Source organism: Bradyrhizobium lablabi (genome assembly GCF_018129385.1).
Lineage (GTDB): Bacteria > Pseudomonadota > Alphaproteobacteria > Rhizobiales > Xanthobacteraceae > Bradyrhizobium > Bradyrhizobium lablabi_C.
The window spans coordinates 216,326-240,044 of the sequence record NZ_JAFCLN010000009.1; the positions used below are offsets into that span (position 1 = coordinate 216,326).

23 protein-coding genes and 1 riboswitch are annotated in these 23,719 nt (G+C 63.6%); of the genes, 16 read left to right on the top strand and 7 right to left on the bottom strand.

What is annotated here, in order from left to right; translation table 11 throughout:
- Positions 1 to 90: 90 nt before the first annotated feature.
- A complete protein-coding gene (locus JQ628_RS19110; RefSeq protein ID WP_212224472.1) occupies positions 91 to 1,149 on the bottom strand; it encodes a polysaccharide deacetylase family protein in 1,059 nt (352 codons plus the stop codon).
- 166 nt (positions 1,150 to 1,315) lie between these two features.
- Here JQ628_RS19110 and JQ628_RS19115 point away from each other — a divergent pair, with 166 nt between their 5' ends.
- From JQ628_RS19115 to phoB, 10 genes are all read left to right on the top strand, one after another.
- Positions 1,316 to 2,710 carry an OmpA family protein gene (locus tag JQ628_RS19115; protein WP_212224473.1) on the top strand — a complete coding sequence of 465 codons (1,395 nt, stop codon included), beginning with the start codon at positions 1,316 to 1,318 and terminating at the stop codon, positions 2,708 to 2,710.
- 16 nt (positions 2,711 to 2,726) lie between these two features.
- Positions 2,727 to 3,023, top strand: a complete 297-nt coding sequence (locus JQ628_RS19120) for a hypothetical protein (protein WP_212224474.1) — start codon at positions 2,727 to 2,729, stop codon at positions 3,021 to 3,023.
- A gap of 397 nt (positions 3,024 to 3,420) precedes the next feature.
- Positions 3,421 to 4,488: a lysylphosphatidylglycerol synthase domain-containing protein gene (locus tag JQ628_RS19125; protein ID WP_212224476.1), complete on the top strand. Its 1,068-nt coding sequence runs from the start codon at positions 3,421 to 3,423 to the stop codon at positions 4,486 to 4,488.
- Between the two features lie 96 nt (positions 4,489 to 4,584).
- Complete coding sequence (locus JQ628_RS19130; protein WP_212224478.1) at positions 4,585 to 5,883, top strand: ATP-binding protein; 1,299 nt, start codon at positions 4,585 to 4,587, stop codon at positions 5,881 to 5,883.
- A 144-nt stretch (positions 5,884 to 6,027) separates the two neighbouring features.
- The gene (pstS, locus tag JQ628_RS19135) at positions 6,028 to 7,038 is read left to right on the top strand and encodes a phosphate ABC transporter substrate-binding protein PstS (RefSeq protein ID WP_212224479.1); all 1,011 of its coding nucleotides are present in this window, start codon (positions 6,028 to 6,030) and stop codon (positions 7,036 to 7,038) included.
- Positions 7,039 to 7,253: 215 nt separating this feature from the next.
- Positions 7,254 to 8,243: a phosphate ABC transporter permease subunit PstC gene (pstC, locus tag JQ628_RS19140; RefSeq protein WP_212224537.1), complete on the top strand. Its 990-nt coding sequence runs from the start codon at positions 7,254 to 7,256 to the stop codon at positions 8,241 to 8,243.
- Between the two features lie 3 nt (positions 8,244 to 8,246).
- Complete coding sequence (gene pstA, locus JQ628_RS19145; RefSeq protein WP_212224480.1) at positions 8,247 to 9,092, top strand: phosphate ABC transporter permease PstA; 846 nt, start codon at positions 8,247 to 8,249, stop codon at positions 9,090 to 9,092.
- The gene (pstB, locus tag JQ628_RS19150) at positions 9,089 to 9,904 is read left to right on the top strand and encodes a phosphate ABC transporter ATP-binding protein PstB (protein WP_212224481.1); all 816 of its coding nucleotides are present in this window, start codon (positions 9,089 to 9,091) and stop codon (positions 9,902 to 9,904) included. The genes pstA and pstB overlap by 4 nt, the downstream gene beginning before the upstream one ends.
- Before the next feature lie 133 nt (positions 9,905 to 10,037).
- Positions 10,038 to 10,754: a phosphate signaling complex protein PhoU gene (gene phoU / locus JQ628_RS19155; protein ID WP_212224482.1), complete on the top strand. Its 717-nt coding sequence runs from the start codon at positions 10,038 to 10,040 to the stop codon at positions 10,752 to 10,754.
- A gap of 14 nt (positions 10,755 to 10,768) precedes the next feature.
- Complete coding sequence (gene phoB / locus JQ628_RS19160; protein WP_212224483.1) at positions 10,769 to 11,476, top strand: phosphate regulon transcriptional regulator PhoB; 708 nt, start codon at positions 10,769 to 10,771, stop codon at positions 11,474 to 11,476.
- A 106-nt stretch (positions 11,477 to 11,582) separates the two neighbouring features.
- Here phoB and JQ628_RS19165 read toward each other — a convergent pair whose 3' ends face one another.
- Together JQ628_RS19165 and JQ628_RS19170 are read right to left on the bottom strand one after the other, a co-directional pair.
- Positions 11,583 to 11,867, bottom strand: a complete 285-nt coding sequence (locus tag JQ628_RS19165; protein WP_212224485.1) for a DUF1127 domain-containing protein — start codon at positions 11,865 to 11,867, stop codon at positions 11,583 to 11,585.
- 429 nt (positions 11,868 to 12,296) lie between these two features.
- Positions 12,297 to 12,806, bottom strand: a complete 510-nt coding sequence (locus JQ628_RS19170; RefSeq protein WP_212224487.1) for a GcrA family cell cycle regulator — start codon at positions 12,804 to 12,806, stop codon at positions 12,297 to 12,299.
- 467 nt (positions 12,807 to 13,273) lie between these two features.
- Here JQ628_RS19170 and JQ628_RS19175 point away from each other — a divergent pair, with 467 nt between their 5' ends.
- From JQ628_RS19175 to JQ628_RS19185, 3 genes are all read left to right on the top strand, one after another.
- A complete protein-coding gene (locus JQ628_RS19175; RefSeq protein WP_212224489.1) occupies positions 13,274 to 14,482 on the top strand; it encodes an aspartate aminotransferase family protein in 1,209 nt (402 codons plus the stop codon).
- A complete protein-coding gene (gene argF / locus JQ628_RS19180) occupies positions 14,482 to 15,408 on the top strand; it encodes an ornithine carbamoyltransferase (protein ID WP_212224491.1) in 927 nt (308 codons plus the stop codon). Before JQ628_RS19175 ends, argF begins: the two co-directional genes overlap by 1 nt.
- A gap of 249 nt (positions 15,409 to 15,657) precedes the next feature.
- The gene (locus JQ628_RS19185; protein ID WP_212224493.1) at positions 15,658 to 16,659 is read left to right on the top strand and encodes an Hsp33 family molecular chaperone; all 1,002 of its coding nucleotides are present in this window, start codon (positions 15,658 to 15,660) and stop codon (positions 16,657 to 16,659) included.
- A gap of 175 nt (positions 16,660 to 16,834) precedes the next feature.
- Here JQ628_RS19185 and JQ628_RS19190 read toward each other — a convergent pair whose 3' ends face one another.
- The 3 genes from JQ628_RS19190 to apaG all read right to left on the bottom strand — a co-directional run bounded on the left by JQ628_RS19190 (position 16,835) and on the right by apaG (position 18,852).
- Positions 16,835 to 17,557 carry a trypsin-like serine protease gene (locus JQ628_RS19190; protein WP_212224495.1) on the bottom strand — a complete coding sequence of 241 codons (723 nt, stop codon included), beginning with the start codon at positions 17,555 to 17,557 and terminating at the stop codon, positions 16,835 to 16,837.
- Between the two features lie 119 nt (positions 17,558 to 17,676).
- Positions 17,677 to 18,432 carry a trypsin-like serine protease gene (locus JQ628_RS19195; protein WP_212224497.1) on the bottom strand — a complete coding sequence of 252 codons (756 nt, stop codon included), beginning with the start codon at positions 18,430 to 18,432 and terminating at the stop codon, positions 17,677 to 17,679.
- A gap of 27 nt (positions 18,433 to 18,459) precedes the next feature.
- On the bottom strand, positions 18,460 to 18,852 hold the full coding sequence (apaG, locus tag JQ628_RS19200) for a Co2+/Mg2+ efflux protein ApaG (RefSeq protein WP_212224499.1): 393 nt from the start codon (positions 18,850 to 18,852) through the stop codon (positions 18,460 to 18,462).
- A 214-nt stretch (positions 18,853 to 19,066) separates the two neighbouring features.
- Here apaG and JQ628_RS19205 point away from each other — a divergent pair, with 214 nt between their 5' ends.
- From JQ628_RS19205 to JQ628_RS19215, 3 genes are read left to right on the top strand one after another with little or no spacing between them, the layout of a single operon-like run.
- A complete protein-coding gene (locus JQ628_RS19205; RefSeq protein WP_212224501.1) occupies positions 19,067 to 20,323 on the top strand; it encodes an OpgC domain-containing protein in 1,257 nt (418 codons plus the stop codon).
- Positions 20,323 to 21,114, top strand: coding sequence for an SGNH/GDSL hydrolase family protein (locus tag JQ628_RS19210; RefSeq protein WP_212224503.1), 792 nt, complete (start codon positions 20,323 to 20,325; stop codon positions 21,112 to 21,114). Before JQ628_RS19205 ends, JQ628_RS19210 begins: the two co-directional genes overlap by 1 nt.
- Before the next feature lie 14 nt (positions 21,115 to 21,128).
- Complete coding sequence (locus tag JQ628_RS19215; RefSeq protein WP_212224505.1) at positions 21,129 to 22,151, top strand: SGNH/GDSL hydrolase family protein; 1,023 nt, start codon at positions 21,129 to 21,131, stop codon at positions 22,149 to 22,151.
- Between the two features lie 159 nt (positions 22,152 to 22,310).
- Here JQ628_RS19215 and JQ628_RS19220 read toward each other — a convergent pair whose 3' ends face one another.
- Positions 22,311 to 23,504, bottom strand: coding sequence for an O-succinylhomoserine sulfhydrylase (locus JQ628_RS19220; protein WP_212224507.1), 1,194 nt, complete (start codon positions 23,502 to 23,504; stop codon positions 22,311 to 22,313).
- Positions 23,505 to 23,573: 69 nt separating this feature from the next.
- Positions 23,574 to 23,653, bottom strand: a riboswitch (SAM riboswitch).
- Between the last annotated feature and the right edge of the window lie 66 nt (positions 23,654 to 23,719).

Genomic DNA, 23,719 nt, shown 5'->3' on the forward strand with positions numbered 1-23,719 from the left:
GGGGTTGTTTCCGCAACGGCAGTGCTTGAGGCTGGCAACCCCTCATCCGGCGCTTCGCGCCACCTTCTCCCACAAGGGGAGAAGGCAGGATCACGCCGCATCGATCCGGCGAAAACCGTTCCATACCGCGGTGGCCGCGCCGGAGGTCAGCACGGGCAGGATGCGTGCCTCCTGGTAATTGCCGTTGAGCGAGACCCGCTGTAGCGCGGTCAGGTGGTCGGCGCTCTCGGGGAAGATCATGCCGGGCCGCGTGGTGACCGCGGTCTTGAAGCCGGCCGCCTTCGCCAGTGCGAATTCGCGCGTGCCGGCGGCGATCTTGTCGCCGTAGGGATAGGCGAGATGGAGCACCTCGCGGCCGATCGCCTGCTCGATGCGCTTGCGGCTTTCAGTCAGTTCGTGCAGCGCGACGTCCTCGCTCTGCTTGGCGAGATTGCAATGCGTGATCGTGTGCGCGCCGATCGTGACCAGCGGATCGTCGGCGAACGATTTCAGCTCGTCCCAGGACAGGCAGAGCTCCCGGCAGATCGCCGTCTCGTCGACGCCGTGCCGCTCGCACAGCGCCGTTATCTCGCGCCGGACGTCATGCTCGCCCGGCAGCACACGCAGCCACTCGTGCAATCGGTCGAACGCGGCTTGCTTGGCGGCCGGGGAAGACGCGTCGATGCGAACCGCCGCGCCGCCGATCTTGACCTCGATCGAATTGGTGTTCGCGATCACCCGCTCCAGCGCCACCCACCACAACCGTCCCGTTCCTTCCGCGAAATCGCTGACGGCATAGACCGTGCAGGGCGCGTCAAACTCGCGGAATACGGGTAGTGCGTGATCGCGGTTGTCGCGATAGCCGTCGTCGAGCGTGAAGCAGGCGAAGCGCTTCGAAAAATTCCGTTCGGAAAGCCGCTGGTGCATTTCGTCGGGCGTGACGATGTCGACCTTGTGCGCGCGCAGATGCGACAGCATCGCACGCAGGAATTGCGGCGCGATCTCGAGGTGGTAATTGGGCTGGAACGCGTCCGCGCGCCGCGGGCGGACGTGATGCAGCATGAAAATCGCCCCGACTCCGGCGAAAATCGGACGCATCAGGTAGTGCGCACCGGAAAAGTAGAGCGCTTCGAGTCCGGCGCGGATGACGGCAGAGCGAAGTTGCTTCATCGGGGGGCGAAAGACCGGTTCATTCCGATTCGACGTTAGCGACAGACCGCTGAACAAACCATTAGTCCGTCGTCTGCCCGAACCCTTACCATTTGGTGTTATTTCGGGTTTGACAGCCCGGCAAGGGTTTGTTTTCTCTGCGCTCCCAGAGGCCGCGGGAACTCGGATGCACGGACTTTTCAGGTGGAGCAGCAAATGGTGGCCGGGCGTCATTCCGCTGGTCGTCTTTTGGGCTTTCGCCGCCTGGACGAGCACGATTCCGCTGGAAACCGATCTGGCCGCGCGCTCAAATGCCGCACTCAAGGATACCGTCCTCGACAAGCAGCGGATTTCCGTACTTGGCCGTGACGTCGGCCTGTCCGCCGAGGCCTTTTCGGAGGAAGGCAGGCTGCACGCGGTAGGGTCGGTCGCGGCGGTGCCGGGCGTGCGGCTCGTCAACGACAACACCCGGCTCGTTCCCGAAGCAAAGCCGTTCGTGTGGTCGGCCGAGCGCGACGTGGCGCGCGTGACGCTCGGCGGCTCCGCGCCGCTGCCGGCGAGCAAGACGCGCTTGCTGGAAACCGCGCGCAACGCGCTTGGCGGCGTTGAAGTCGCCGATCAGATGAGTCTCGCGCGCGGCGCGCCGCCGCGTTTCGACAACGCGGCTGCGCTGCTGATCGACCAGATCGCAAAATTGAAGGACGGCAAGATCACGCTGTCGGACACCAAAGTGAGTCTTGCCGGCATGGCGCGCGAGCTCGGCGGCCGTGAAGCGATCGCAGCCGCCTTGCGCAATCTGCCGGAAGGCTTTTCGGTCGCGGCCAACGACATCAAGGCGCCGCCTTATGTGTTCCAGGCCTACAAGGATCCGGTGGCGTCGACGCTGACGCTGACCGGCAACGTCCCCGACAACAATGTCCACGCAGCGCTGGTGGCCAATGCGGGCCGCAAATTCTTCAGCGAGAAGGTCGTCGACAATCTGAAGGCAAGCGTCGGTGCGCCCGCCGGTTTCGCTCAAGCCGTGGTGCCGGCGCTCGGCGCGCTGTCGCGGCTCTCGACCGGCACGCTGGTGGTGTCGGACCGCGAGGTCAAGCTCTCGGGCGATGCGCTCTATGACGCGGCCGCGCAGCAAATCCGTGCCGGATTGGGCAAGGATTTTCCGCAGGGCTGGCAGTTCAAGGCCGAAATCTCCGTCAAGCCGCAGCCCTCGGCGGTCGACGCCACCGTGTGCCAGCAATTGTTCGCCGACCTTTTGACCAAGGCCCGGATCCGTTTCGAATCCGGAAGTGCCGAGCTCTCGCAGGATTCGCTCGGCCTGCTCGATCGCCTGACTGAAACGGCGATGCGCTGCCCGAACGCCAATATCGAGATCGCCGGCCATACCGATGCCGACGGCGATCCGGCCGCCAACCAGGCGCTGTCGGAAAAGCGCGCGCAGACCGTGATGGATTTTCTGGTGCGCGCCGGGTTGCCCGCGAACCGCTTTACCGCGGTCGGCTATGGCGCCAGCCAGCCGCTCGCGGGCAACGATACCGACGAGGGCAAGGCACAGAACCGCCGCATCGATTTCGTGGTGAAATAGCCAGGACGAAATGGAAATGGCTTATCTTGCGACATTCTTCTGGGGCTGGCTGCTGACGTCGCTGCTGCTCGGCTTTGCCATGGGCTGGATCGCGGTCGTGCACCGCGGCCCGGCGGTATCCCGGCGCCTGGCGCTCTGGCTTTCGGTGCTGGTTGCCGCGCTGCTGGCGGCGGCTTTGGCGCGCATCGTCCCCGGCCGTTACGGCTATTGGCTCGATCTCGGCCTCATCATGTTTGCGCTGTATCTGATCGGATGCGCGATCGGGTCGTGGCTGCGCGACTGGGTCGTTTCGCGCGGCCTGCCGCGGGCCTGAACCGGACGCCAGACCCTCAGTCGCCGCCCGGCAACCCGGCAGGAACGGTGTCCGCCGCCCGGCATTGGTCGCGATCCCGGCCGCCTCGCTGGCGGCCGTCCGAAAATTCGATCTGTGTTTTTGCGGCGTTTGGCGCTAAATCCGCCGTCGGATTCCGCCGCCGGCGGCTTCTTGCGGATATGTCCGTAGTTTGTCGGGGTGGCGCCAATGCAGCAAATCTGTGCATTCGCGGTCATGAACGTCACCTAATATGTTGAAGAATCGCGTTTTATTCTCCGTCAGGTGAATTCCACTCCGGCCCGAAACGCGCTACCACATCGGGCAGGGAGCAAGCGCAGCGGCGGCAGCGGCGGGTTCAACCTATGCCATCGCTGCTGGATCATATTCGAGGGTCTAGATGCTGGAAGCAATACGCAGGGCGATCTCGTTTCTGCGCCAGAAGCAAGTCCTGCATAAGCTCGGCGTTGTGATCAGCATTTCGGTGATCGCCGTTGCCTGCTACGTGCTCTATCACATGCTGCGCGGCATCGACACCAACGAGGTCATCGACGCCATCAAGGGCACCGAGCCGCGCCAGATCGTGCTCGCCGCGCTGTTCGTGGCCGCCGGCTATTTCACTCTGACCTTTTACGACTGGTTCGCGGTCCGCGCGATCGGCCGCACCGATGTCCCCTATCGCATCAACGCGCTTGCCGCCTTCACCTCCTATTCGATCGGGCACAATGTCGGCGCCAGCGTCTTCACCGGCGGTGCGGTGCGCTACCGCATCTATTCGGCATGGGGATTGAACGCGATCGACGTCGCCAAGATCTGCTTTCTCGCCGGCCTGACCTTCTGGCTCGGCAATGCCGCGGTGCTGGGCCTCGGCATCGCCTATCATCCGGAGGCGGCGGCCTCGATCGACCAGCTTCCGGTCTGGCTCAACCGCACGGCGGCATTTGCGATCATTCTCGGCCTGATCGGCTATGTCGCCTGGGTCTGGGTGCAGCCGCGCGGGGTCGGCCGCGGCCCGTGGACCGTGACGCTGCCGGGGGGGCCGCTCACGCTGCTCCAGATCGGGATCGGGATCGTCGACCTCAGCTTCTGTGCGCTGGCGATGTACATGCTGACCCCCGACGAGCCGAACGTCGGCTTCGTCGTGGTTGCGGTGATCTTCGTCTCGGCGACCCTGCTCGGATTCGCCAGCCACTCGCCCGGCGGTCTTGGCGTGTTCGACGCCGCCATGCTGGTCGGGCTCTGGCAGATGGACCGGGAGGAACTGCTGGCCGGAATGCTGCTGTTTCGCGTCCTCTATTATATTACGCCATTTGTCCTATCTGTAATCTTGCTGACGCTTCGGGAGATTATCATCGGCGCCCGATCCAAGCGGCTGCAACGGCTGGCGTCGGCTGCCGACGTTCAGCCGATGGCCGAACCGAGGCACGAAGCCGTCTATGTGCGGGAGCGTAGAGACGGCAGCGCCTGACCAGGCGAAGCGGGTGCCGGTCCGCGCAATGGATGCGTCGATGGACGACCTTCCAAGGGAAGACCTGCAAGGAGTGATCTGGAGAAGACCGGCGCAATGGCGATAGACGACTCTCCCTCTTCCTTTTTCTCGCCATGGCCGGAGCGGTTGCGGCATTCGGCCATTATTCTGCTGGCCGCAGGCCTCGCGCTGAGCGTGCTGGTGGCATTCGGCGAATTCCCGCCGATCGGCGCCGCCATGGTTTTTGCCTGCATCGCTGCCGCTGCGCTGGTGCCGTGGCGGCTGCACCATGTTGCGGCCTCGCACGAGGACGTCCGCGGCGGCAATCCGGTGGAGGCCGCCGCCGTCAGCGCCGTGGTGGCCGGCATGCCGGATCCCGCCGTGCTGCTCGACCGCGCTGGCCGCGTCATCCACCTCAACGCGGCGGCGGCGCAGCTGGCGCCGGCCCTGCGCAAGAACGAGCTGGCGCAATTCGCGCTGCGCTCGCCCGAGATCATCACCGCGCTGCGTGAGGCGATCGCCACCTCCGAACCGCGCCGCACCAGCTATCTCGACCAGGTACCGGTCGATCGCTGGATGGAATTGATCATCACGCCGGTGCCGGTGCCGACGCTGTTCGGCGGCGCCGAAAAATGCATGCTGATGACCTTCCACGACCAGACGCCGCTGCGGCGGGTCGAGGAAATGCGCGCCGATTTCGTCGCCAATGCCAGCCACGAGCTGCGCACGCCGCTGGCGGCGCTGTCGGGCTTCATCGACACGCTCCAGGGGCCGGCCAAGGACGACGCGCGGGCGCGCGAGCGCTTCCTCGGCATCATGCATACCCAGGCCACCCGGATGGCGCGCCTGATCGACGATCTCTTGTCGCTGTCGCGCGTCGAGCTGTCAGCCCATGTCCGCCCGGACACGCTGATCGATCTCGTGCCGATCATCCGCCAGGTCGCCGATGGCCTCGAGCCGCTGGCGCGCGAACGCCAGGTGGTGATCCAGATCGACCTGCCGGAGACGCCGGTGGCGATCGCCGGCGATCGCGAGGAATTGCTGCGCCTGTTCGAGAACCTGATCGAGAACGCGCTGAAATATGGCGCCTCGGGCGGCAAGGTGATCGTCTCGCTCTCCTCGGCAAGTTCCGGCGAAGGCGCGCCGGAATATCGCGTCATGGTGCGCGATTTCGGCCCGGGCATCGCCCCGGAGCACCTGCCGCGGCTCACCGAGCGGTTCTACCGGGTAGACGTCGGCGACAGCCGCAACCAGGGCGGAACCGGGCTCGGCCTGTCCCTCGTCAAGCACATTCTGGCCCGCCATCGGGGCCGTCTGCTGATCGAAAGCGTGCCCAGAAACGGGGCAACGTTCACCGCCTGCTTTCCCCAGGTGAGACCTTCCGTCGCAGGGTGAATGCAAGCGATTTCAATCGCTTAGCTGTGTCATCCAACTGTCATCAAACCTTTATAAAACCGGCACCGACCGCTCCTAGATGGACCGGCGGTGAGCGCGATCGGGCGCGTCTGGCGCTTCGCTCACCCAAATGGAGACCACCCCATGAATTTCATTAAAACGATCGTCGCGGCCAGCTTGGTGGCGGCTTCGACCTCGGCTTTCGCCGCCGATATCACTGGTGCGGGCGCGACCTTCCCGTTCCCGATCTATTCGAAGTGGGCTGACGCCTACAAGAAGGAGACCGGCAATGGTCTGAACTACCAGTCGATCGGTTCGGGCGCCGGCATCAAGCAGATCCAGGCCAAGACCGTGACCTTCGGCGCCACCGACGCGCCGCTCAAGGCCGAGCAGCTCGAAAAGGACGGTCTCGTTCAGTGGCCGATGGTGATGGGCGCGATCGTGCCGGTCGTGAACCTGGAAGGCGTCAAGCCGGGTGAGCTCGTGCTCTCGGGCGAAGTGCTCGGTGACATCTATCTCGGCAAGATCAAGAAGTGGGACGATGCCGCGATTGCCAAGCTCAATCCGAAAGTGAAGCTGCCCTCCGACGCCATCACCGTCGTCCGCCGCTCCGACGGCTCGGGCACCACCTTCAACTTCACCGACTTCCTCTCCAAGACCAATGCCGAGTGGAAGAGCAAGGTCGGCACCGGTACCGCCGTTGAATGGCCGGTTGGCGTCGGCGCCAAGGGCAACGAAGGCGTTGCAGGCAACATCGGCCAGACCAAGAACGCGATCGGCTACGTCGAATATGCTTACGCCAAGCAGAACAAGCTGACCCACACCGGTCTGATCAACAAGGCCGGCAAGCCCGTGCAGCCGACCATGGAAGCCTTCCAGGCTGCCGCTTCGAATGCCGACTGGGCCAAGGCTCCCGGCTACTACGTGATCCTCACCGATCAGCCGGGCGATGCCTCCTGGCCGATCACCGCGGCGACCTTCATCCTGATGCACAAGGATGCCACCGACAAGAAGGCCTCGCAGGAAGCCATCAAGTTCTTCAAGTACGCCTTCGAGAAGGGCGGCAAGATGGCTGAAGAACTCGACTACATCCCGATGCCGGAGCCGGTCGTCAAGCTGATCGAGAAGACCTGGTCCTCGGACATCAAGAGCTAAGTCTGACGTGCGTTTCGGTGGCTGCGGCTCCGGCCGCGGCCACCGGTGTGATCGACGGGTCCGGAATCCATTCTCGCAACGCTGCAATGGAATCCGGCCCGGCGCCTCGCGGCGCCAAGAACTCACAAGACGAGAAAATCGTCGTGCAGATCGCTTCGGGATCGTGGCGGTTCAGGTGGCGTTGAACTAAGAGAGAGGGGATAACGGTGGCAGATATGGCCGTTCAGGGCGACGTAATGGAAGCTGCAGGGCCTTACGATCGCGCCAAGGCGCTCAGCGCCTTCAAGCTCGGAGATATCACCTTTTACTGGATCACGCGCGCCAGCGCGATTTCGGTCCTGCTGATCCTGGGCGGCATCATCATCTCGCTGATCATCGGCGCCTGGCCGGCGCTGAAGGAATATGGCTTCGCATTTCTGACCACGCAACGCTGGGCGCCGTCGGCCGATCCGCCGGTGCTGGGTGCGCTCGGCCCGGTCTACGGAACGCTGATCACCTCTTTCATCGCCATGCTGATCGCGATTCCCGTCGGTATCGGCATTGCGGTGTTCCTCACCGAGCTTTGCCCGCAATGGGCCCGCCGTCCGATCGGCATTGCCGTCGAACTGCTGGCCGGCATTCCGTCGATCATCTACGGCATGTGGGGCTTCTTTGTGTTGGGGCCGTTCCTCGCCAACACGTTCCAGCCGTTCATGATCCGCATCTTCGACGGCGTTCCGATCCTGGGCACGATCTTCGCGGGTCCGCCGTCCTATCTCAGCCTGTTCAACGCCTCGCTGATCCTGGCGATCATGGTGCTCCCCTTCATCACCGCGATCTCGGTCGACGTGTTCAAGACCGTGCCGGCGGTTCTGAAAGAGGCCGCCTACGGCGTCGGCTGCACCACCTGGGAAGTCGTCAAGAACGTCGTGATCCCCTACACGAGGGTCGGCGTGATCGGCGGCGTCATGCTGGCGCTCGGCCGCGCGCTCGGCGAGACCATGGCGGTCACCTTCATCATCGGCAACTCGTTCCGGATCCAGGGCTCGATCTTCGCGCCGGGCACCACGATCTCGGCGGCGATCGCTAGCGAATTCGCCGAAAGCGACGGCCTGCATCAATCGGGCCTGATCCTGCTCGGCCTCTTGCTGTTCGTGCTGACCTTCATCGTGCTCGCCTGCGCCCGGCTGATGCTGATGCGTCTCGAGACCAAGGCGGGGAAATAAGCCATGAACCCGATCTACGCACGCCGCCGCCGCTACGACATCGTCATCCGTGCCCTCTGCTTCGGTGCTGCCGCCTTCGGCGTCACCTGGCTGGCGCTGATCCTGTTCACGCTGTTCTACAACGGCCTGGCCGGGCTTTCCGTTCAGGTCTTCACCGAAAGCACGCCGCCGCCGGGATCGACCACGGGCGGCCTGCTCAACGCCATCGTCGGCTCGATCATCATGACGGTGATCGGCGTCGGCATCGGCGCGCCGCTCGGCCTGTTCGCCGGCACCTATCTCGCCGAATACGGCCGGCACGACAAGCTGACCTCGGTGATCCGCTTCATCAACGACATCCTGCTCAGCGCTCCCTCGATCATCATCGGCCTGTTTATCTATGGTGCCGTCGTAGTGCCCATGCGCGGCTTCTCGGCGATCGCCGGCTGTCTGGCGCTGGCCGTGATTGTGATCCCGGTCGTGCTGCGCACCACCGAGGACATGTTGCTGCTGGTGCCGGGACCGCTGCGTGAGGCGGCGTCCGCGCTCGGCCTGCCGCGCTCGCTGGTGATCAAGCGGATCGCCTATCGCGCCGCGCGTGCCGGCCTCATCACCGGCGTGCTGCTGGCGACCGCGCGCGTCGCCGGCGAAACCGCGCCGCTGCTGTTCACCGCGCTCTCCAACCAGTTCTTCAGCCTCGACCTGACCCGGACGATGGCCAACCTGCCGGTGACCATCAACAATTTCGTGCAGAGCCCCTACGCCTACTGGAAGGAACTTGCCTGGGCCGGTGCACTGCTCATCACTCTCACCGTTCTTGCTTTGAACATTGGCGCACGCATCCTTGGTGCCGAAAGGGCCGCAAAATGAACGATCTTTCTGTTTCCGTGAGTGCAGGCACCCCCGCTCATGCGGTATTGCCCGACGCCGCACCCAAAGTCACCGCGCGTGGTCTCAACTTCTATTACGGCGAGCACCACGCCCTGAAGGACATCAACCTGTCGCTCGGCACCAACCGGGTCACCGCCTTCATCGGCCCGTCCGGTTGCGGCAAGTCGACGCTGCTGCGCATCTTCAACCGGATGTACGACCTCTATCCGGGCCAGAAGGCCACCGGCCAGTTGATGCTGGACCAAACCAACATCCTCGACCCCAAGCTCGACCTCAACCTGCTGCGCGCGCGGGTCGGTATGGTGTTCCAGAAGCCGACACCGTTTCCGATGACGATCTACGAGAACATCGCCTTCGGCATCCGCCTCTACGAAAGGATCTCCAAGTCGGAGATGGACGGCCGGGTCGAGAAGGCGCTGCGCGGCGGCGCGCTGTGGAATGAGGTCAAGGACAAGCTCAATGCCAGCGGCCTCAGCCTTTCCGGAGGCCAGCAGCAGCGCCTCTGTATCGCCCGCACCGTCGCGGTGCGGCCCGAAGTGATCCTGTTCGACGAGCCGTGCTCGGCGCTCGATCCGATCTCGACCGCCAAGGTCGAGGAGCTGATCCAGGAGCTGTCCGAGAACTACACGATCGCGATCGTCACCCACAACATGCAACAGGCGGCGCGCGTCTCCGACAAGACCGCGTTCATGTATCTGGGCGAACTGGTCGAGTTCGACGACACCAACAAGATCTTCACCTCGCCGAGTGATCGACGGACCCAGGACTACATTACCGGCCGCTTTGGCTAGAGCATGATCCGGAAAAGTGGGCACCGGTTTTTGAAAAGCATGCCCTCGGGCTCGACCCGAGGGATCATGCTCAAACAAGGAAACGAGTTCGTGACTGCATCCAGTTGGATCGTGGTCTGAGGAGAGAACACAAATGGTCACTGAACATACCGCCAAGGCGTTTGACACCGACTTGCAGGAACTGACCCGGCTGGTCGCGGAGATGGGCGGCCTGGTCGAGCGCATGATCACCGATTCCGTCGACGCGCTGATCCGCCGCGACGTCGCGCTGGGAAAACGCGTGGTCGCTTCCGATGTCGAAATCGACAATCTGCAACGCACCATCGAGGAGCGCGCGGTGCTGACCATCGCACGCCGCCAGCCGATGGCCGTCGACCTGCGCGAGATCGTCGGCGCCATGCGCGTCGCCACCGACCTCGAGCGGATCGGCGATCTTGCCAAGAACATGGGCAAGCGCGTCGCGGCGCTGGACAGCGATTTCCACCCGCTCAAATTGATCCGCGGCCTCGAGCACATGACCGACCTCGTGCAGTCGCAGGTCAAGGCGGTGCTCGACGCCTATGCCTCGCACGACCTGCCGGCGGCGATGAACGTCTGGAAGGGCGACGAGGAAGTCGACGCCATCTGTACCTCTTTGTTCCGTGAGTTGCTTACCTACATGATGGAAGACCCGCGCAACATTTCGTTCTGTATCCATCTGATGTTCTGCGCGAAGAATATCGAGCGTATCGGCGATCACGCCACGAATATCGCCGAAACCGTGTTCTACATGATCGAGGGTCAGCAGATCCTCGACAAGCGCCCGAAGGGCGACATGACGACCTTTGCCACGACGGTCCCCAATAACTAGGAATCCAAACGCTCATGAGCGCACGCATTCTGGTGGTGGAAGACGAGGAGGCGCTGACAACGCTGTTGCGCTACAACCTCGACGCCGAAGGCTATGATGTCGAAACAGTCGGACGCGGCGACGATGCCGACACGAGACTGAAGGAGCGCGTACCGGACCTGATCGTACTGGACTGGATGCTGCCGGGTCTTTCCGGGATCGAGCTGTGCCGGCGCCTGCGGGCGCGGCCTGAGACGCGGCAATTGCCGATCATCATGCTGACCGCCCGCGGCGAGGAAAGCGAACGGGTGCGTGGTCTTGCGACCGGCGCCGACGACTACATCGTCAAGCCGTTCTCCGTGCCGGAATTGCTGGCGCGGGTGAAAGGCCTGCTCAGGCGGGCGAGCCCGGAACGGCTCGCCACCGTGCTGACCTATGGCGACATCGAGCTCGACCGGGAAAAGCGCCGCGTGGCGCGCTCCGGCCGGCCGATCGATCTCGGCCCGACCGAGTATCGTCTGCTGGAATTCTTCCTGGAGCATCCGGGCAGGGTTTTCAGCCGCGAGCAATTGCTCGACAGCGTCTGGGGCCGCGACATCTACATCGATGAGCGCACCGTGGACGTGCATATCGGCCGCCTGCGCAAATTGCTCAATCCGGGCCGCGAGCAGGATCCGATCCGCACCGTGCGCGGCGCCGGTTACGCGCTGGACGACCGCTTCGCGAAAGCGGAGCCGCAGTAGGAAACCACGACGCCCGACCAATGAGAAATCCCGGCCTTGCAGCCGGGATTTTTCTTTTGCTGACCCTTTGCAAGGGGTGAGCTGCACTCTCGCGCCGAACCCGGCGTCATTTCCGCGACGGGCGCGTAAGCGAGAGCTGGTTCAGTGCACGCTCCTTGGCTGCCTGAGCGAGGCCGGCGCCGATCCGGCCGCGGTCGAGACCGATGTCTCTCAGTTCACGGTCGGTGAAGCGACGCAGGATTTCCAGGTTCGCCCTGTATTCGCGCTGCGCGATGATGGCCGCGAATGCGTCGTGGACGGCGCGGAAAAATCCGCGTGCGAGAATCTGGATCGATCTGCGGACCGCAACCGGCGTCGTGGAATAGTCCGAAAACGTGTTCAACATGCTCATGGTAGTTCTCATCCTTCGAAGAGGCAGGTTTGCTTCCCCGCCTGCACCATGCATGCAGCGCCTGTCGAAGACTTTCAGATACGCGGGATTTTTCCTTGAGATGAGCTTGAGGTGCGCCTGAGACGCTGATTTGCAGGCGATTTCGTGCGGTTTTCAGCTCACGCGCGTCGCACGAATGCGTTATCGCCGCGTGATCCCTGGACGTCGTGCCGTCGCATGAGCCGCGACGCCTCAGCCGTCATTGCGAGCGAAGCGAAGCAATCCAGCTTTGCTCCACGAAGAAAGCTGGATTGCTTCGTCGCGGAGCCTGTCATCGGGAGCGCATTCGCGCGACCCGGTGGCGGGGTATGACGAGCAGCGGAACAGTCGTAAAAAAATCCCGGCTGTGTGGCCGGGATTTCTCCAACTTTGAGATTTTATGACCGGACCTTACCGCGTCGTCTTCGGTGATTGGCGCCGGCGGTCCGCCGCGGGCTGATACGCCACGCGCGAGTGATGCGCGCAATAGGGCAGGCCGGTGAGCGCCTTGCCGCCGCAGAAGAAGAATTCGGGGCTGGCGGGATCGCCGACCGGCCAGTGGCAGGTGGCCTCGTTCAATTCGAGCAGCGACAGGCGCTGGCTCATCGGCACCACATTGTCGTAGGCGATCGGATCGGGCTCCATCTCGACCTCGAAGGCCTGCGCGAGCGCCGTGTTGCCGCGCGACATCGGGCGCGACACCCGCACCATCTGCTGCGCAGGCCGCGCCTTGCGCGGCCGCGGCACCGCCGTGGACGGGCTCTTGGCGCGGCCGGAGAGGCCCAGCCGGTGCACCTTGCCGATCACGGCATTACGCGTGACATTGCCGAGCTCTGCGGCAATCTGGCTGGCGGAGAGGCCGTTTTCCCAGAGTTTCTTCAGTTGCTCGACGCGATCGTCGGACCAGGTCAAAACCGTCATCGCATTCTTCCCTTCGCATCACGCCGGCCAAAAAGGGGCGGCGCTGGCGATGTCAAATCTCAAATATCCCTGCGGACAGAATCCCTTAGCCCTCGCCGGGCGCGAAAAGCGCTGCCCGAACGTTACGCCGAACAAAAGGTACTTAAGGGATCAGAACCGCCGCACGAGATGTCGTACCCGACAGCCAGAACGCTACAATATGCCGTGACTCCCGCGCAAGAGTCCGCGCGGCCAAGTCCACATGTTCCGTCGCTCATGCACCGTTCACCGGAATCCTACGGAAAAAGCGGCTTTTGCAGTGCACGTTGGCGGCTTCATGGCATGTTGACAGCCATCGCGGCGCGCCTAGAATGTTCCCACGTGCCGCCTCCCAAAGGCGGCACGTTTTGTTTTCCGAGCGCTTCGTCGTCGATGCTATCAGTGCAATGCGCAGCATCCCGGCCGGCCTCCAACCGTCAGTGATTGCCATGACCGACAGTGCCACGTCGCATCTGCTCCCCGTCTTCGCGAGGGTCGATCTCGGCTTCGAGCGCGGCGAGGGCGCTTATCTGGTCGCCACCAACGGCGATCGCTATCTCGACTTCACCTCGGGCGTCGCGGTGAATGCGCTGGGGCATGCGCATCCGCACCTCGTCAAGGCGCTACAGGAGCAGGCGACAAAGCTCTGGCACATGTCGAACCTGTTCAGGAGCCCCGACGGTGACCGGCTCGCCGCGCGGCTGTGCGAGCAGAGCTTTGCGGACTTCGTGTTCTTCTGCAATTCCGGCGCCGAGGCGATGGAGTGTGCGATCAAGGTTGCGCGCCGCTATCACGCCATGAAGGGCCATCCCGAGCGCTATCGTCTCGTCACCTTCGAAGGCGCCTTCCATGGCCGCACGCTCGGCACGTTAGCTGCCACCGGCTCGGCAAAATATCTCGAAGGCTTTGGCCCGCCGCTCGACGGTTTTGACCAGGTGCCGCATGGCGACCTCGAAGCCGTGAAGAAGGCGATCGGCCCGAACACCGCCGCCATCCTGATCGAGCCGGTGCAAGGCGAGGGCGGCGTGCGAAGTGCGCCGCATGCCTTCTTCAAGGCGCTGCGCCAGCTCTGCGACGAAAAGGGGCTGCTGCTGATTTTTGACGAAGTGCAGACCGGCATGGGCCGCACCGGCGATCTCTTTGCCTATAAGCGCATCGGCGTGACGCCCGACATCATGTCGCTGGCAAAGGCGCTCGGCGGCGGCTTTCCGATCGGCGCGTGTCTGGCCACTGCGGAAGCGGCAAGCGGCATGACGCCCGGCTCGCACGGCTCGACGTTTGGCGGCAACCCGCTGGCCATCGCTTCGGCCAATGCCGTGCTCGACGTCATGCTGAAGCCCGGCTTCTTCGACCATGTGCAGAAGATGTCGCTGCTGCTCAAGCAGAAGCTGGCATCGGTGGTCGACCGCTATCCCGCCGTGCTGTCCGAAGTGCGCGGCGAGGGGCTGTTGATCGGCGTCAAGGCCGTGGTGCCCTCGGGCGATCTCGTCAATGCGCTGCGTGACCAGAAGCTGCTCACGGTCGGGGCCGGCGACAACGTCGTGCGTTTCCTGGCGCCCCTGATCGTCACCGAAGCCGAGATCGAGCAATCGGTCGCCGCCCTCGAGCGCGCCTGCGTCGCGCTGTCGGGCAATCAGTTGAAGAAGGCGGCGGGGTGATGAGCAAGGCTCCCCGCCATTTCCTCGACATCAGCGAGCTGCCGCTCGGGGAATTGCGCAACATGCTCTCCGCCAGCGTCGCCATGAAGGCGAAGCTGAAGGCGCATGAGAAGGGCAGGAAGCCGCTCGAAGGCAAGACGCTGGCGATGATCTTCGACAAGCCCTCGACCCGCACGCGCGTGTCGTTCGACGTCGGCATGCGCCAGCTCGGCGGTGAATCGATCATGCTGACGGGCACCGAGATGCAGCTCGGCCGCGGTGAGACCATCGCCGACACCGCGCGCGTGCTGTCGCGCTATGTCGACGCGATCATGATCCGCATTCTCAATCACGACGCGCTGCTGGAGCTGGCGGCGCACGCCACCGTGCCTGTTATCAACGGCCTGACGCGGCGCTCGCATCCCTGCCAGGTGATGGCCGATCTGATGACCTTCGAGGAGCATCGCGGCTCGATCGAGGGCAAGACGGTGGCCTGGACCGGCGACGACAACAACGTGCTGGCCTCCTGGGCGCATGCCGCCGAGCGCTTCAAATTCCAGCTCAACATCGCCACCCCGCCCGAGCTCGCGCCGAAAAAGGCCATGCGCGACTGGATCAAGGCGACGCACGCGCCGATCATGCTCGGCACCGATCCGGAAGCAGCCGTGCGCGGCGCCGATTGCGTCGTCACCGACACCTGGGTGTCGATGGGCGACAAGGACGGCGAGCACCGCCACAACCTGCTGAAGCCCTATCAGGTCAATGCCAAGCTGATGTCGTTTGCAAGGCCGGATGCGATCTTCATGCATTGCCTGCCCGCGCATCGCGGCGACGAGGTCACCGACGAAGTGATCGACGGCCCGCAATCGGTGGTGTTCGACGAAGCCGAAAACCGCCTGCACGCGCAAAAGGGCATCCTGGCCTGGTGCTTCGACGAAGTGGCGTAATCCTTCCCCCTTGTGGGGAAGGTGGCGCGAAGCGCCGGATGGGGTTGCGCACGGCAGTGCGCGAGAAATGCCTTGCTTCACTTCGCGTCAACATCGCGGGGTCTCCATTATTCGCGCGCTGCCGCGCGCAACCCCACCCGGCGCTTCGCGCCACCCTAAGAGCGAGCTACGCTCGTCTCGACCCCATAAGGGGGCGGGATAAGCAAGAACCCCTTTCGTTTCGCACTCGCAGACCCCAGATAGAGCGCCATGATTTCACAATCCCCCGAAACCAAAATCACGACACAGCCGCCGGTCCGCGCACCATCGTCGGTTCCCGTCGATGACGCGGTGCTGCCGTTCGAGATCGATGCGCTCGATCTGCGCGGCCGGCTGACGCGGCTCGGCCCCCAGCTCGACGACATTCTGGCGAGGCACGATTATCCCCCTGCGGTCGGCAAATTGCTGGGCGAGGCGATCGTGCTCACCACGCTGCTCGGCTCGTCGCTCAAATTCGACGGCCGCTTCATCCTACAGACGAGGACGGACGGCCCGGTGTCCTTCCTGGTCGTGGACTTTCAGGCGCCCGATCGCCTGCGCGCCTATGCGCGCTACGACGCCGCGCGGCTGAAGGAAGGGCAAACGTCCGGCGCGCTGCTCGGCAAGGGCCATCTTGCCATGACCATCGACCAGGGGCCGGACATGAGCCGCTATCAGGGCATGGTCGCGCTCGACGGCGGCAGCCTGGAAGATGCCGCGCACGAATATTTTCTGCGCTCGGAGCAGATCCCGACGCGCGTGCGCCTCGCCGTCGGCGAGGAGTTTCGCGGCGGCGAATCCGGCCGGCACCATTGGCGCGCCGGCGGCATGCTGCTGCAATTTCTGCCGAAGTCGCCGGAGCGGGCGCGGCAGGCCGATCTGCATCCGGGCGACGCGCCGGAAGGCACGGTCACGCACACGGTGGCGGAGGATGACGCCTGGGTCGAGGGCCAGTCGCTGATCGGAACGGTCGAGGATGTCGAACTGATCGATCCCGGTTTGTCCGGCGAGCGGCTGCTGTATCGGCTGTTTCACGAACGCGGCGTGCGCGTGTTCGCGCCGCTGCCGCTGCGCGCAAAATGCTCCTGCTCGCGCGAGGCGGTCTCCTCCATGCTGAAGAGCTTTGATCCAAAGGACCGCGCCGAGATGGTCAAGGACGACAAGGTCGTAGTGACCTGCGAGTTCTGCTCGTCGGTCTACGAGTTCACGCCGGAAGAGGCGGGGGTGGAGTAACGCTCGGCGTCATCATCCGCGAAGGCGGATGATCCAGTATTCCAGAGACGCCGGTGATTGAACCGAGAAGCCGCGGCGTGCTGGATGCCCCGCCGGAGCGTGTCATCGGGCGCGCATTCGCGCGACCCGGTGGCGGGGCATGACGAACGAAGGTGCGGAGCATGACGCTCGAAGCCTAATGCCCGCTCAACTTCGCCATCGTCTCCTTGATCCAGTCGTAATGCGCCGACAGCGCCACCGCCTTGGTGCGGGTCGGCGACACTGCGACGATGATCCCGACCAGGCTGTGCATGCCGCCGCGATAGGAGAACATCGGCCCGCCGGAATCGCCCGCGCCGCCGCCGGAGGCATCCTCGCCGACGCTCGCCAGCATGACCCAGCCGCGAATGGAGTCGGTGACGCGCAGCAGCACCATGCGTAGCGTGACGCCCGGTCTCGACGTGCGTTCGCCGGTCTTGCCGAAGCCGGCGGCGAGCAGGTCGTCGCCGACGCTCAGCCCGCGCGCGTTCAGCGTGGCGGCAAGGAATCGATCGGGCAGCGGCTTGGCGAGCTTGAGCATCGCCAGATCCGGCGAGCCGCTGTCGGTCGGCTTGTAGAGCGGATGAACGACGATCTGGTCGACGGGGCTGAACAGGAACGCCTGTAGCGGCTGGTCGCCGCTGCCGGCGATGCCGCCGACATTGAGCTTCTCGCCCGGCTGGATGCAGTGTGCGGCCGTCAGCACGATGTCCTGCGCCATCACTACGCCGCTGCACCGTCCCTTCTGGCTGGCGATGACGACGGTGTAGCGCTGCACGGTGCGATCGGCGATGTCGGCGCCGATGAGCGCGTTGGAGTTGGAGGAGAGAAAGGGCAAAATCAGAAGCGCAAGGCTTCTCCGGAAAATGGCTTTACGCACGGACAGCGTCCTCGCGCTAATATGTGTCATGGCCGGACGTCTGTCCTCGACTTGATCAGGGATGATCCGGCCATCCATCATCTTCGAAGAAGCATCATTTTGGAAGATGGATCGCCCACCTACCGCCCGCCCAATCGCTCCTGTGTCTCCTTGATCCAGCCGTAATACGCGGCCAGTGAGACGGCCCTCGTCAGCTTGTTCGAACCGGCGCTGATCAGTCCCACCAGGGCATGCATGCCGCGATAGGTAAACAGTGGGCCGCCGGAATCGCCGGGCGCGCTCGCCGCTGGATCGTCGCCAAACTTCGTCAGGGTCGCCCAGCCCCGATCGGCGCGCGTGACTTGCAGCAGCACCATGCGCAGCACGGGGCTTGCCCTTACTTCATCGGGCGAGGACTTGCCGTAGCCGGCGGCAATCAGATGGTCGCCTTCGGCAAGGTCGCGTGCGCTGAGTGCGGCCGGGCTGAAACGGTCGGGAAGCGGCTTTGCCAGCTTGAGGATGGCAAGATCGGGCGAGCGGCTGTCTTTGCTGTCGAACAATGGATGCGGGACGACCTGATCGACCGTGCTGAGCAGCGATGGCGGAACAACCATCTTGCTCTGCTCGGCTGTACTGATCAGCCAGGGCGGAAGCGCCTGATTTCCTTCCCCGACCCAAAACTTGTCTCCGGACGCAACGCAGTGCGCGGCCGTCAGCACGATGTCCTGCGCCAGGACGACTCCCGTACACCGCGACTTTGGAGCCCGGACGACCACGGTGTAGCGCTGAATGGTGCGGTCGGCGAGATCGGCGCCCACCAGTGCATCGGCGGGATCGGCGCAGAGAACGGATGCGGCCAGAAGCGCCATTGTCGCAGCAAGGATGGCCTTTTTCATTCAACCCGATCCCCGCCCCCGGATGGCCTAATTCAAGACCCGTTTCACGCTCGGGCTGTCGAGCGAAAATGTCGGCACGTCGATTTCAAAACGCTCGCCGGTCTCGCTCACCATCTGGTAACGCCCGGTCATGATGCCGGACGCAGTCGGCAGCGGCACGCCGCTGGTGTATTCAAAGCGCTCGCCGGGACCCAGCACCGGCTGCTCGCCGACCACGCCCTCGCCGCGGACTTCCTGCTTGCGTCCGGTCGCATCGGTGATGATCCAGTGCCGCGTCTTGAGCTGCACGGTCTCGTCGCCGGTGTTGGTGATCACGATGGTGTAGGACCAGAAATACTGCCCCTTATCGACCACCGAGCGCTCCGGCATGAAATTCGGCTCGACGGTGACGACGATCTGGCGGGTAACGGCGCGGTACATGAAATCTTCCGGGTTATTCGGATGAGCATAGCGAAAAAGCCTGAGGGAACCAATCGCCGGCGGAAGGCTTGCTCATCGTGGTTTGAACACAGTTCCGCATTAACGCGCACCCGCGCGGCCAGGACGCCCGTATATTGCATGCAACCTGCGGGCCGATAATATCTTTCCGGACCGTTGCAATCGCGTGATTCAAGGCTGCCGAAAGCGGTACCAGATGACGTCCATTGCCGATCGAATTGAGGGACCGCCGCTGGCGGATGGCGGGACGAAAACCGCGTCCGATACCGCGGCAGTGACGGCAGCGCCCGCCATCACGATCCCGGCGGCCGGCGAGCGCGAGTTGCGGCTCGACCTGTTCCGCGGGCTCGCGCTGTGGCTGATCTTCATCGACCATCTGCCGACCAACATCCTGACCTGGTTCACGATCCGGAACTACGGATTCTCCGACGCCACCGAGATCTTCATCTTCATCTCCGGCTACACCGCCGCCTTCGTCTACGGGCGCGCGATGCTGGAGTCCGGATTTATGATCTCCACCGCGCGCATCCTGCGCCGGGTCTGGCAGATCTATGTCGCGCACGTCTTCCTGTTCACGATCTTCCTGGCGGAAATCTCCTACGTCGCCACCCGTTTCGAGAACCCGCTCTATTCGGAAGAAATGGGCATTATGGATTTCCTCAAGCAGCCGGATGTCACCATCATCCAGGCGCTGCTGCTGCGCTTCCGTCCCGTCAACATGGACGTGCTGCCGCTCTACATCGTGCTGATGCTGTTCCTGCCGCTGATCCTGTGGCTGATGAAGTGGAAGGCCGATGTCACGCTCGCGCTGTCGGTGCTGCTCTATGTCGTAACCTGGCATTTCGACCTGTATCTGTCCGCCTATCCGAACGGGTTCTGGGCCTTCAATCCGTTTGCCTGGCAATTGCTGTTCGTGTTCGGCGCCTGGTGCGCGCTGAGCGGGGCACGGCGCATGGGCAGGATACTGTCCTCGCCGGTCACGATGTGGATCGCCTTCGCCTATCTCGTCTTCGCGTTCTGCGTCACCATGACCTGGCACTTCCCGCAGCTCAGCTTCCTGATGCCGCGCCGGCTCGAGCAATGGATGTACCCGATCACCAAGACCGATCTGGACGTGCTGCGCTTTGCGCATTTCCTGGCGCTGGCGGCCATCACGGTGCGCTTCCTGCCGAAGGACTGGAGCGGCCTGAAATCGATCTGGCTGCGACCTTTGATCCTCTGTGGACAGCATTCCCTTGAGATATTCTGCCTTGGCGTGTTCCTGGCCTTTGCGGGCCATTTCGTGCTGGCGGAGCTTGGCGGCGGCGCCCTGCTGCATTTTGCGATCAGCGTGGCCGGGATCGTCATCATGTCCGGCATGGCCTGGGTGATTTCGTGGTACAAGCATTCCGCCGACAAGAGCGCGAAGAAAAAAGGCGCCGTCGGCAATGCCGATATGGCAGGAGGGGGCTGATGAGGTCAGCCGTTCTAGGCTTGACGCTGCTGGCCGGCTGTTTGGCGGTCCTTCCCGCGCGCGCCCAGGATACTGGCCCCCAAGCTCCTGCCCAAGCTGCCCCTGCCCAAGCCGCCCCGCCGAATTGCGAAGTGCCTGCCTACCTCTTGACCAGCGATAGCACCCTGACCCACGTCGCCGATGCCGTCAAAAGCAAAGGCCCGTTGAACGTGCTGGTGGTGGGCAGCCGCTCCTCCACCATCCTCTCGTCGGAGACCAGCGCCTATCCCGCCAAGCTACAGGCCATGCTCAAGGAGAAGCTGCCGGAGGTGCCGGTCACCCTCTCCGTAGAACTACAGAGCGGCAAGACGGCCGAGGACGTGGCCGGCAATCTTGTTAAGTTCGTGGAAGCAAAAAGGCCTACTTTGGTCATCTGGCAGACTGGAACCGTCGATGCTATGCGATCCATCGATCCCGATGATTTTCGCAATGCCATCGACGAGGGCATTGCTGCGCTGCAAAAGGCCGGGGTCGACGTGGTTTTGATTAATCTGCAATACAGCCCGCGTACGGAGACAATGATTTCCGGCTCGCCATACCTAGATAGTATTCGCGTGGTGGCGCAGCAGCACAACGTGCCCCTGTTCGACCGGTTCGCCATCATGCGTCACTGGAACGAGGCTGGAGATTTCGACCTGTTCAGCGCCGCCCATGGCCCTGAACTGGCCAAACGTGTTCACGGCTGCCTTGGCCGCGCATTGACGAAATTCGTGATCGACGCCGCGCATCTCAGCCCGGCGCAGCAGAATTGATGGGACTAGCGTTAATGAGTTCTCACTACCCTTTTCTTCGTGTGGCATCGCTGGCCGCCTTCGCGGCGGCGGCCGTTGCGCTGGTCCAGCCGGTGGGTGCGCAGACGGCGCAGCAGGCGGCGCTGTCGGGCAGCCTCAAGGCTGAGGCCCCGAGGCCGGAAGCGCCCAGGCCGCCGGAGAATGCGACCGCGGCCGCCGCCCATCCGGGCAACGCCGCTCCGGTCGATCAGGGCAATCCCGCGCAAAAGGGCATCGCCACCAAGGCAATCGAGAAGGCCAGGGAAGTCGCCAAATCGGCCGGCGATATCTTTGCACGCGTGCCCTGCCAGGGGCCGAAAGGCGTCGCGAAATCGATGGGCTCGCTACCGCATGTGGCCAAGAAGCTCGTGGACGGCCAACCGGTCCTGATCATCGCCTTCGGCTCGTCGTCGACGCAAGGCTACGGTTCGAGCGCGCCCGAATACACCTATCCCAACCGGCTTCTTGCACAGCTCAAGCGCAACTACCCGACCGCCGATATCACGGTGCTCAACCGGGGCAAGGGCGGTGAGGACGCGCCCGAAATGATGCGGCGGCTCCAGACCGAGGTGATCGACATGAAGCCGGACCTCGTGATCTGGCAGGTCGGCACGAACGCCTTGCTGCGCAATCTCGATCAGGGCGAGACCGCAAAGCTGGTCGAGGACGGTGTCGCGCGCATCCAGGCGGCGGGCAGCGACGTGGTGCTGGTCGATCCGCAATATTCGCCGCGCGTCAACGAGAAGGCCGAGGGCGCCAGCAAGATGATCAAGGTGCTGAACCGGGTCGCCGAGCTGCGCAAGGTCGGCATCTTCCCGCGCTTCGAGGTGATGCGCGACTGGCACGAGAAGCAGTCGATTCCGATCGACACCTTCGTGATATCAGACGGCCTGCACATGAACGACTGGGGCTATGCCTGCTTCGCCCAGTTGCTCGGCGACGACATCATCAAGTCGGTCGGCGCGATCAAGCTCGGCGTCGCCGTGCCGAGCGACGTGCGCACGTATCGGCCGATGTGAGTTTGAGGTACCGCCACTTCACCGTCGTCCCTGCGAACGCAGGGACCCATACGCCGCGGCGGTTATGACAAATGCGCTGTGGTAGTCGGCTTACCTAACTCACAGCGCCCTGTGGTTATGGGTCCCTGCTTTCGCAGGGACGACGATAGAGTTATTGCCTCACGCCTTCTCCAGCGCCTGCGCAAAATCCTCGATCAGGTCATCCACATGCTCGAGCCCGGCCGAGAAACGGATAAACCCTTCCGAAATGCCAAGCTCGGCGCGCGCTTCCGGCGTCAGACGCTGATGCGTCGTGGTTGCAGGGTGCGTAACGAGGCTCTTGGCATCGCCGAGATTGTTCGAGATGCGCGAAATCTGTAGCGCGTTGAGGAAGCGGAATGCTCCCGCCTTGCCGCCCTTTACCTCAAGGCCGATCAGCGTCGAGCCCGAGCGCATCTGCTTCTTCACCACATCGGCTTGCGGATGGTCGGCGCGGCCCGGATAAAGCAGCCGCGAAATTTTTGGATGCGAAGCGAGCACGTCCGCAATCTTCGCCGCCGTCTCGGTCTGCGCGCGCACGCGTACGCCGAGCGTCTCCAGCCCCTTCAGCAGCACCCAGGCATTGAACGGCGACATCGAGGGGCCGGTCTGGCGCATGAAATTGTGAATGTGCTCGGCGATGAACGCTTCGGAGGAAAGGATCACGCCGCCGAGGCAGCGGCCCTGGCCGTCGATGTGTTTGGTGGCGGAATACACCACGACGTCGGCGCCGAGCGAGAGCGGGCTCTGCCAGATCGGGGTCGCAAACACATTGTCGACGATCAGCCGCGCGCCGCCGTCATGCGCGATTTTCGCGATCGCTCCGATATCGAGCACATCGAGCGTCGGATTGGTCGGGCTCTCCAGAAAACAGGTCTTTGTGTTCGGCCGCATGGCCTTCTTCCACTGGTCGAGGTCGAGGCCGTCGACCAGCGTCGACTGGATGCCGTAACGCGGCAGCAGATCCTCCACGACATAACGGCAGGAGCCGAACATCGCTTTTGAAGCCACCACATGGTCGCCGGTCTTCAGCGGCGCCAGCACGGCGGTGGTCACCGCGGCCATGCCGGTGGCGGTGGCGCGCGCGGCTTCAGCGCCTTCGAGCTCGATCATGCGCCGCTCGAACATGCCGACGGTGGGATTGGAAAAGCGCGAATAGAGATAGCCGGGGTCTTCGCCCTTGAAGCGCGCCTCGCATTGCTCGGCGGTGTCGTAGACAAACCCCTGCGTCAGGAACAACGCTTCCGACGTCTCGCCATATTGCGAGCGCAGCGTGCCGGAATGCACCAGCCGGGTTTCGGGACGATAGCGGGCGGCAGACTTGGACTCAGACATGTGACCTCCGTCGTGACCACCTTAAAAATGGTCACAAAAAACCGGCCTGGAAAAATTCCACAGGCCGGGATCACACTGTCCCCGGCCTGTTTAGCGATTTATTTAACGTGGCTGCAAGCCGGCCGGCTCAAATCACCACGGGATAAGTGATGCTGATATTCGCTCGCGCCCTTTCCGTCAAGGCGGCCATCGGATAAGGCCGTAAATGCGCTAAT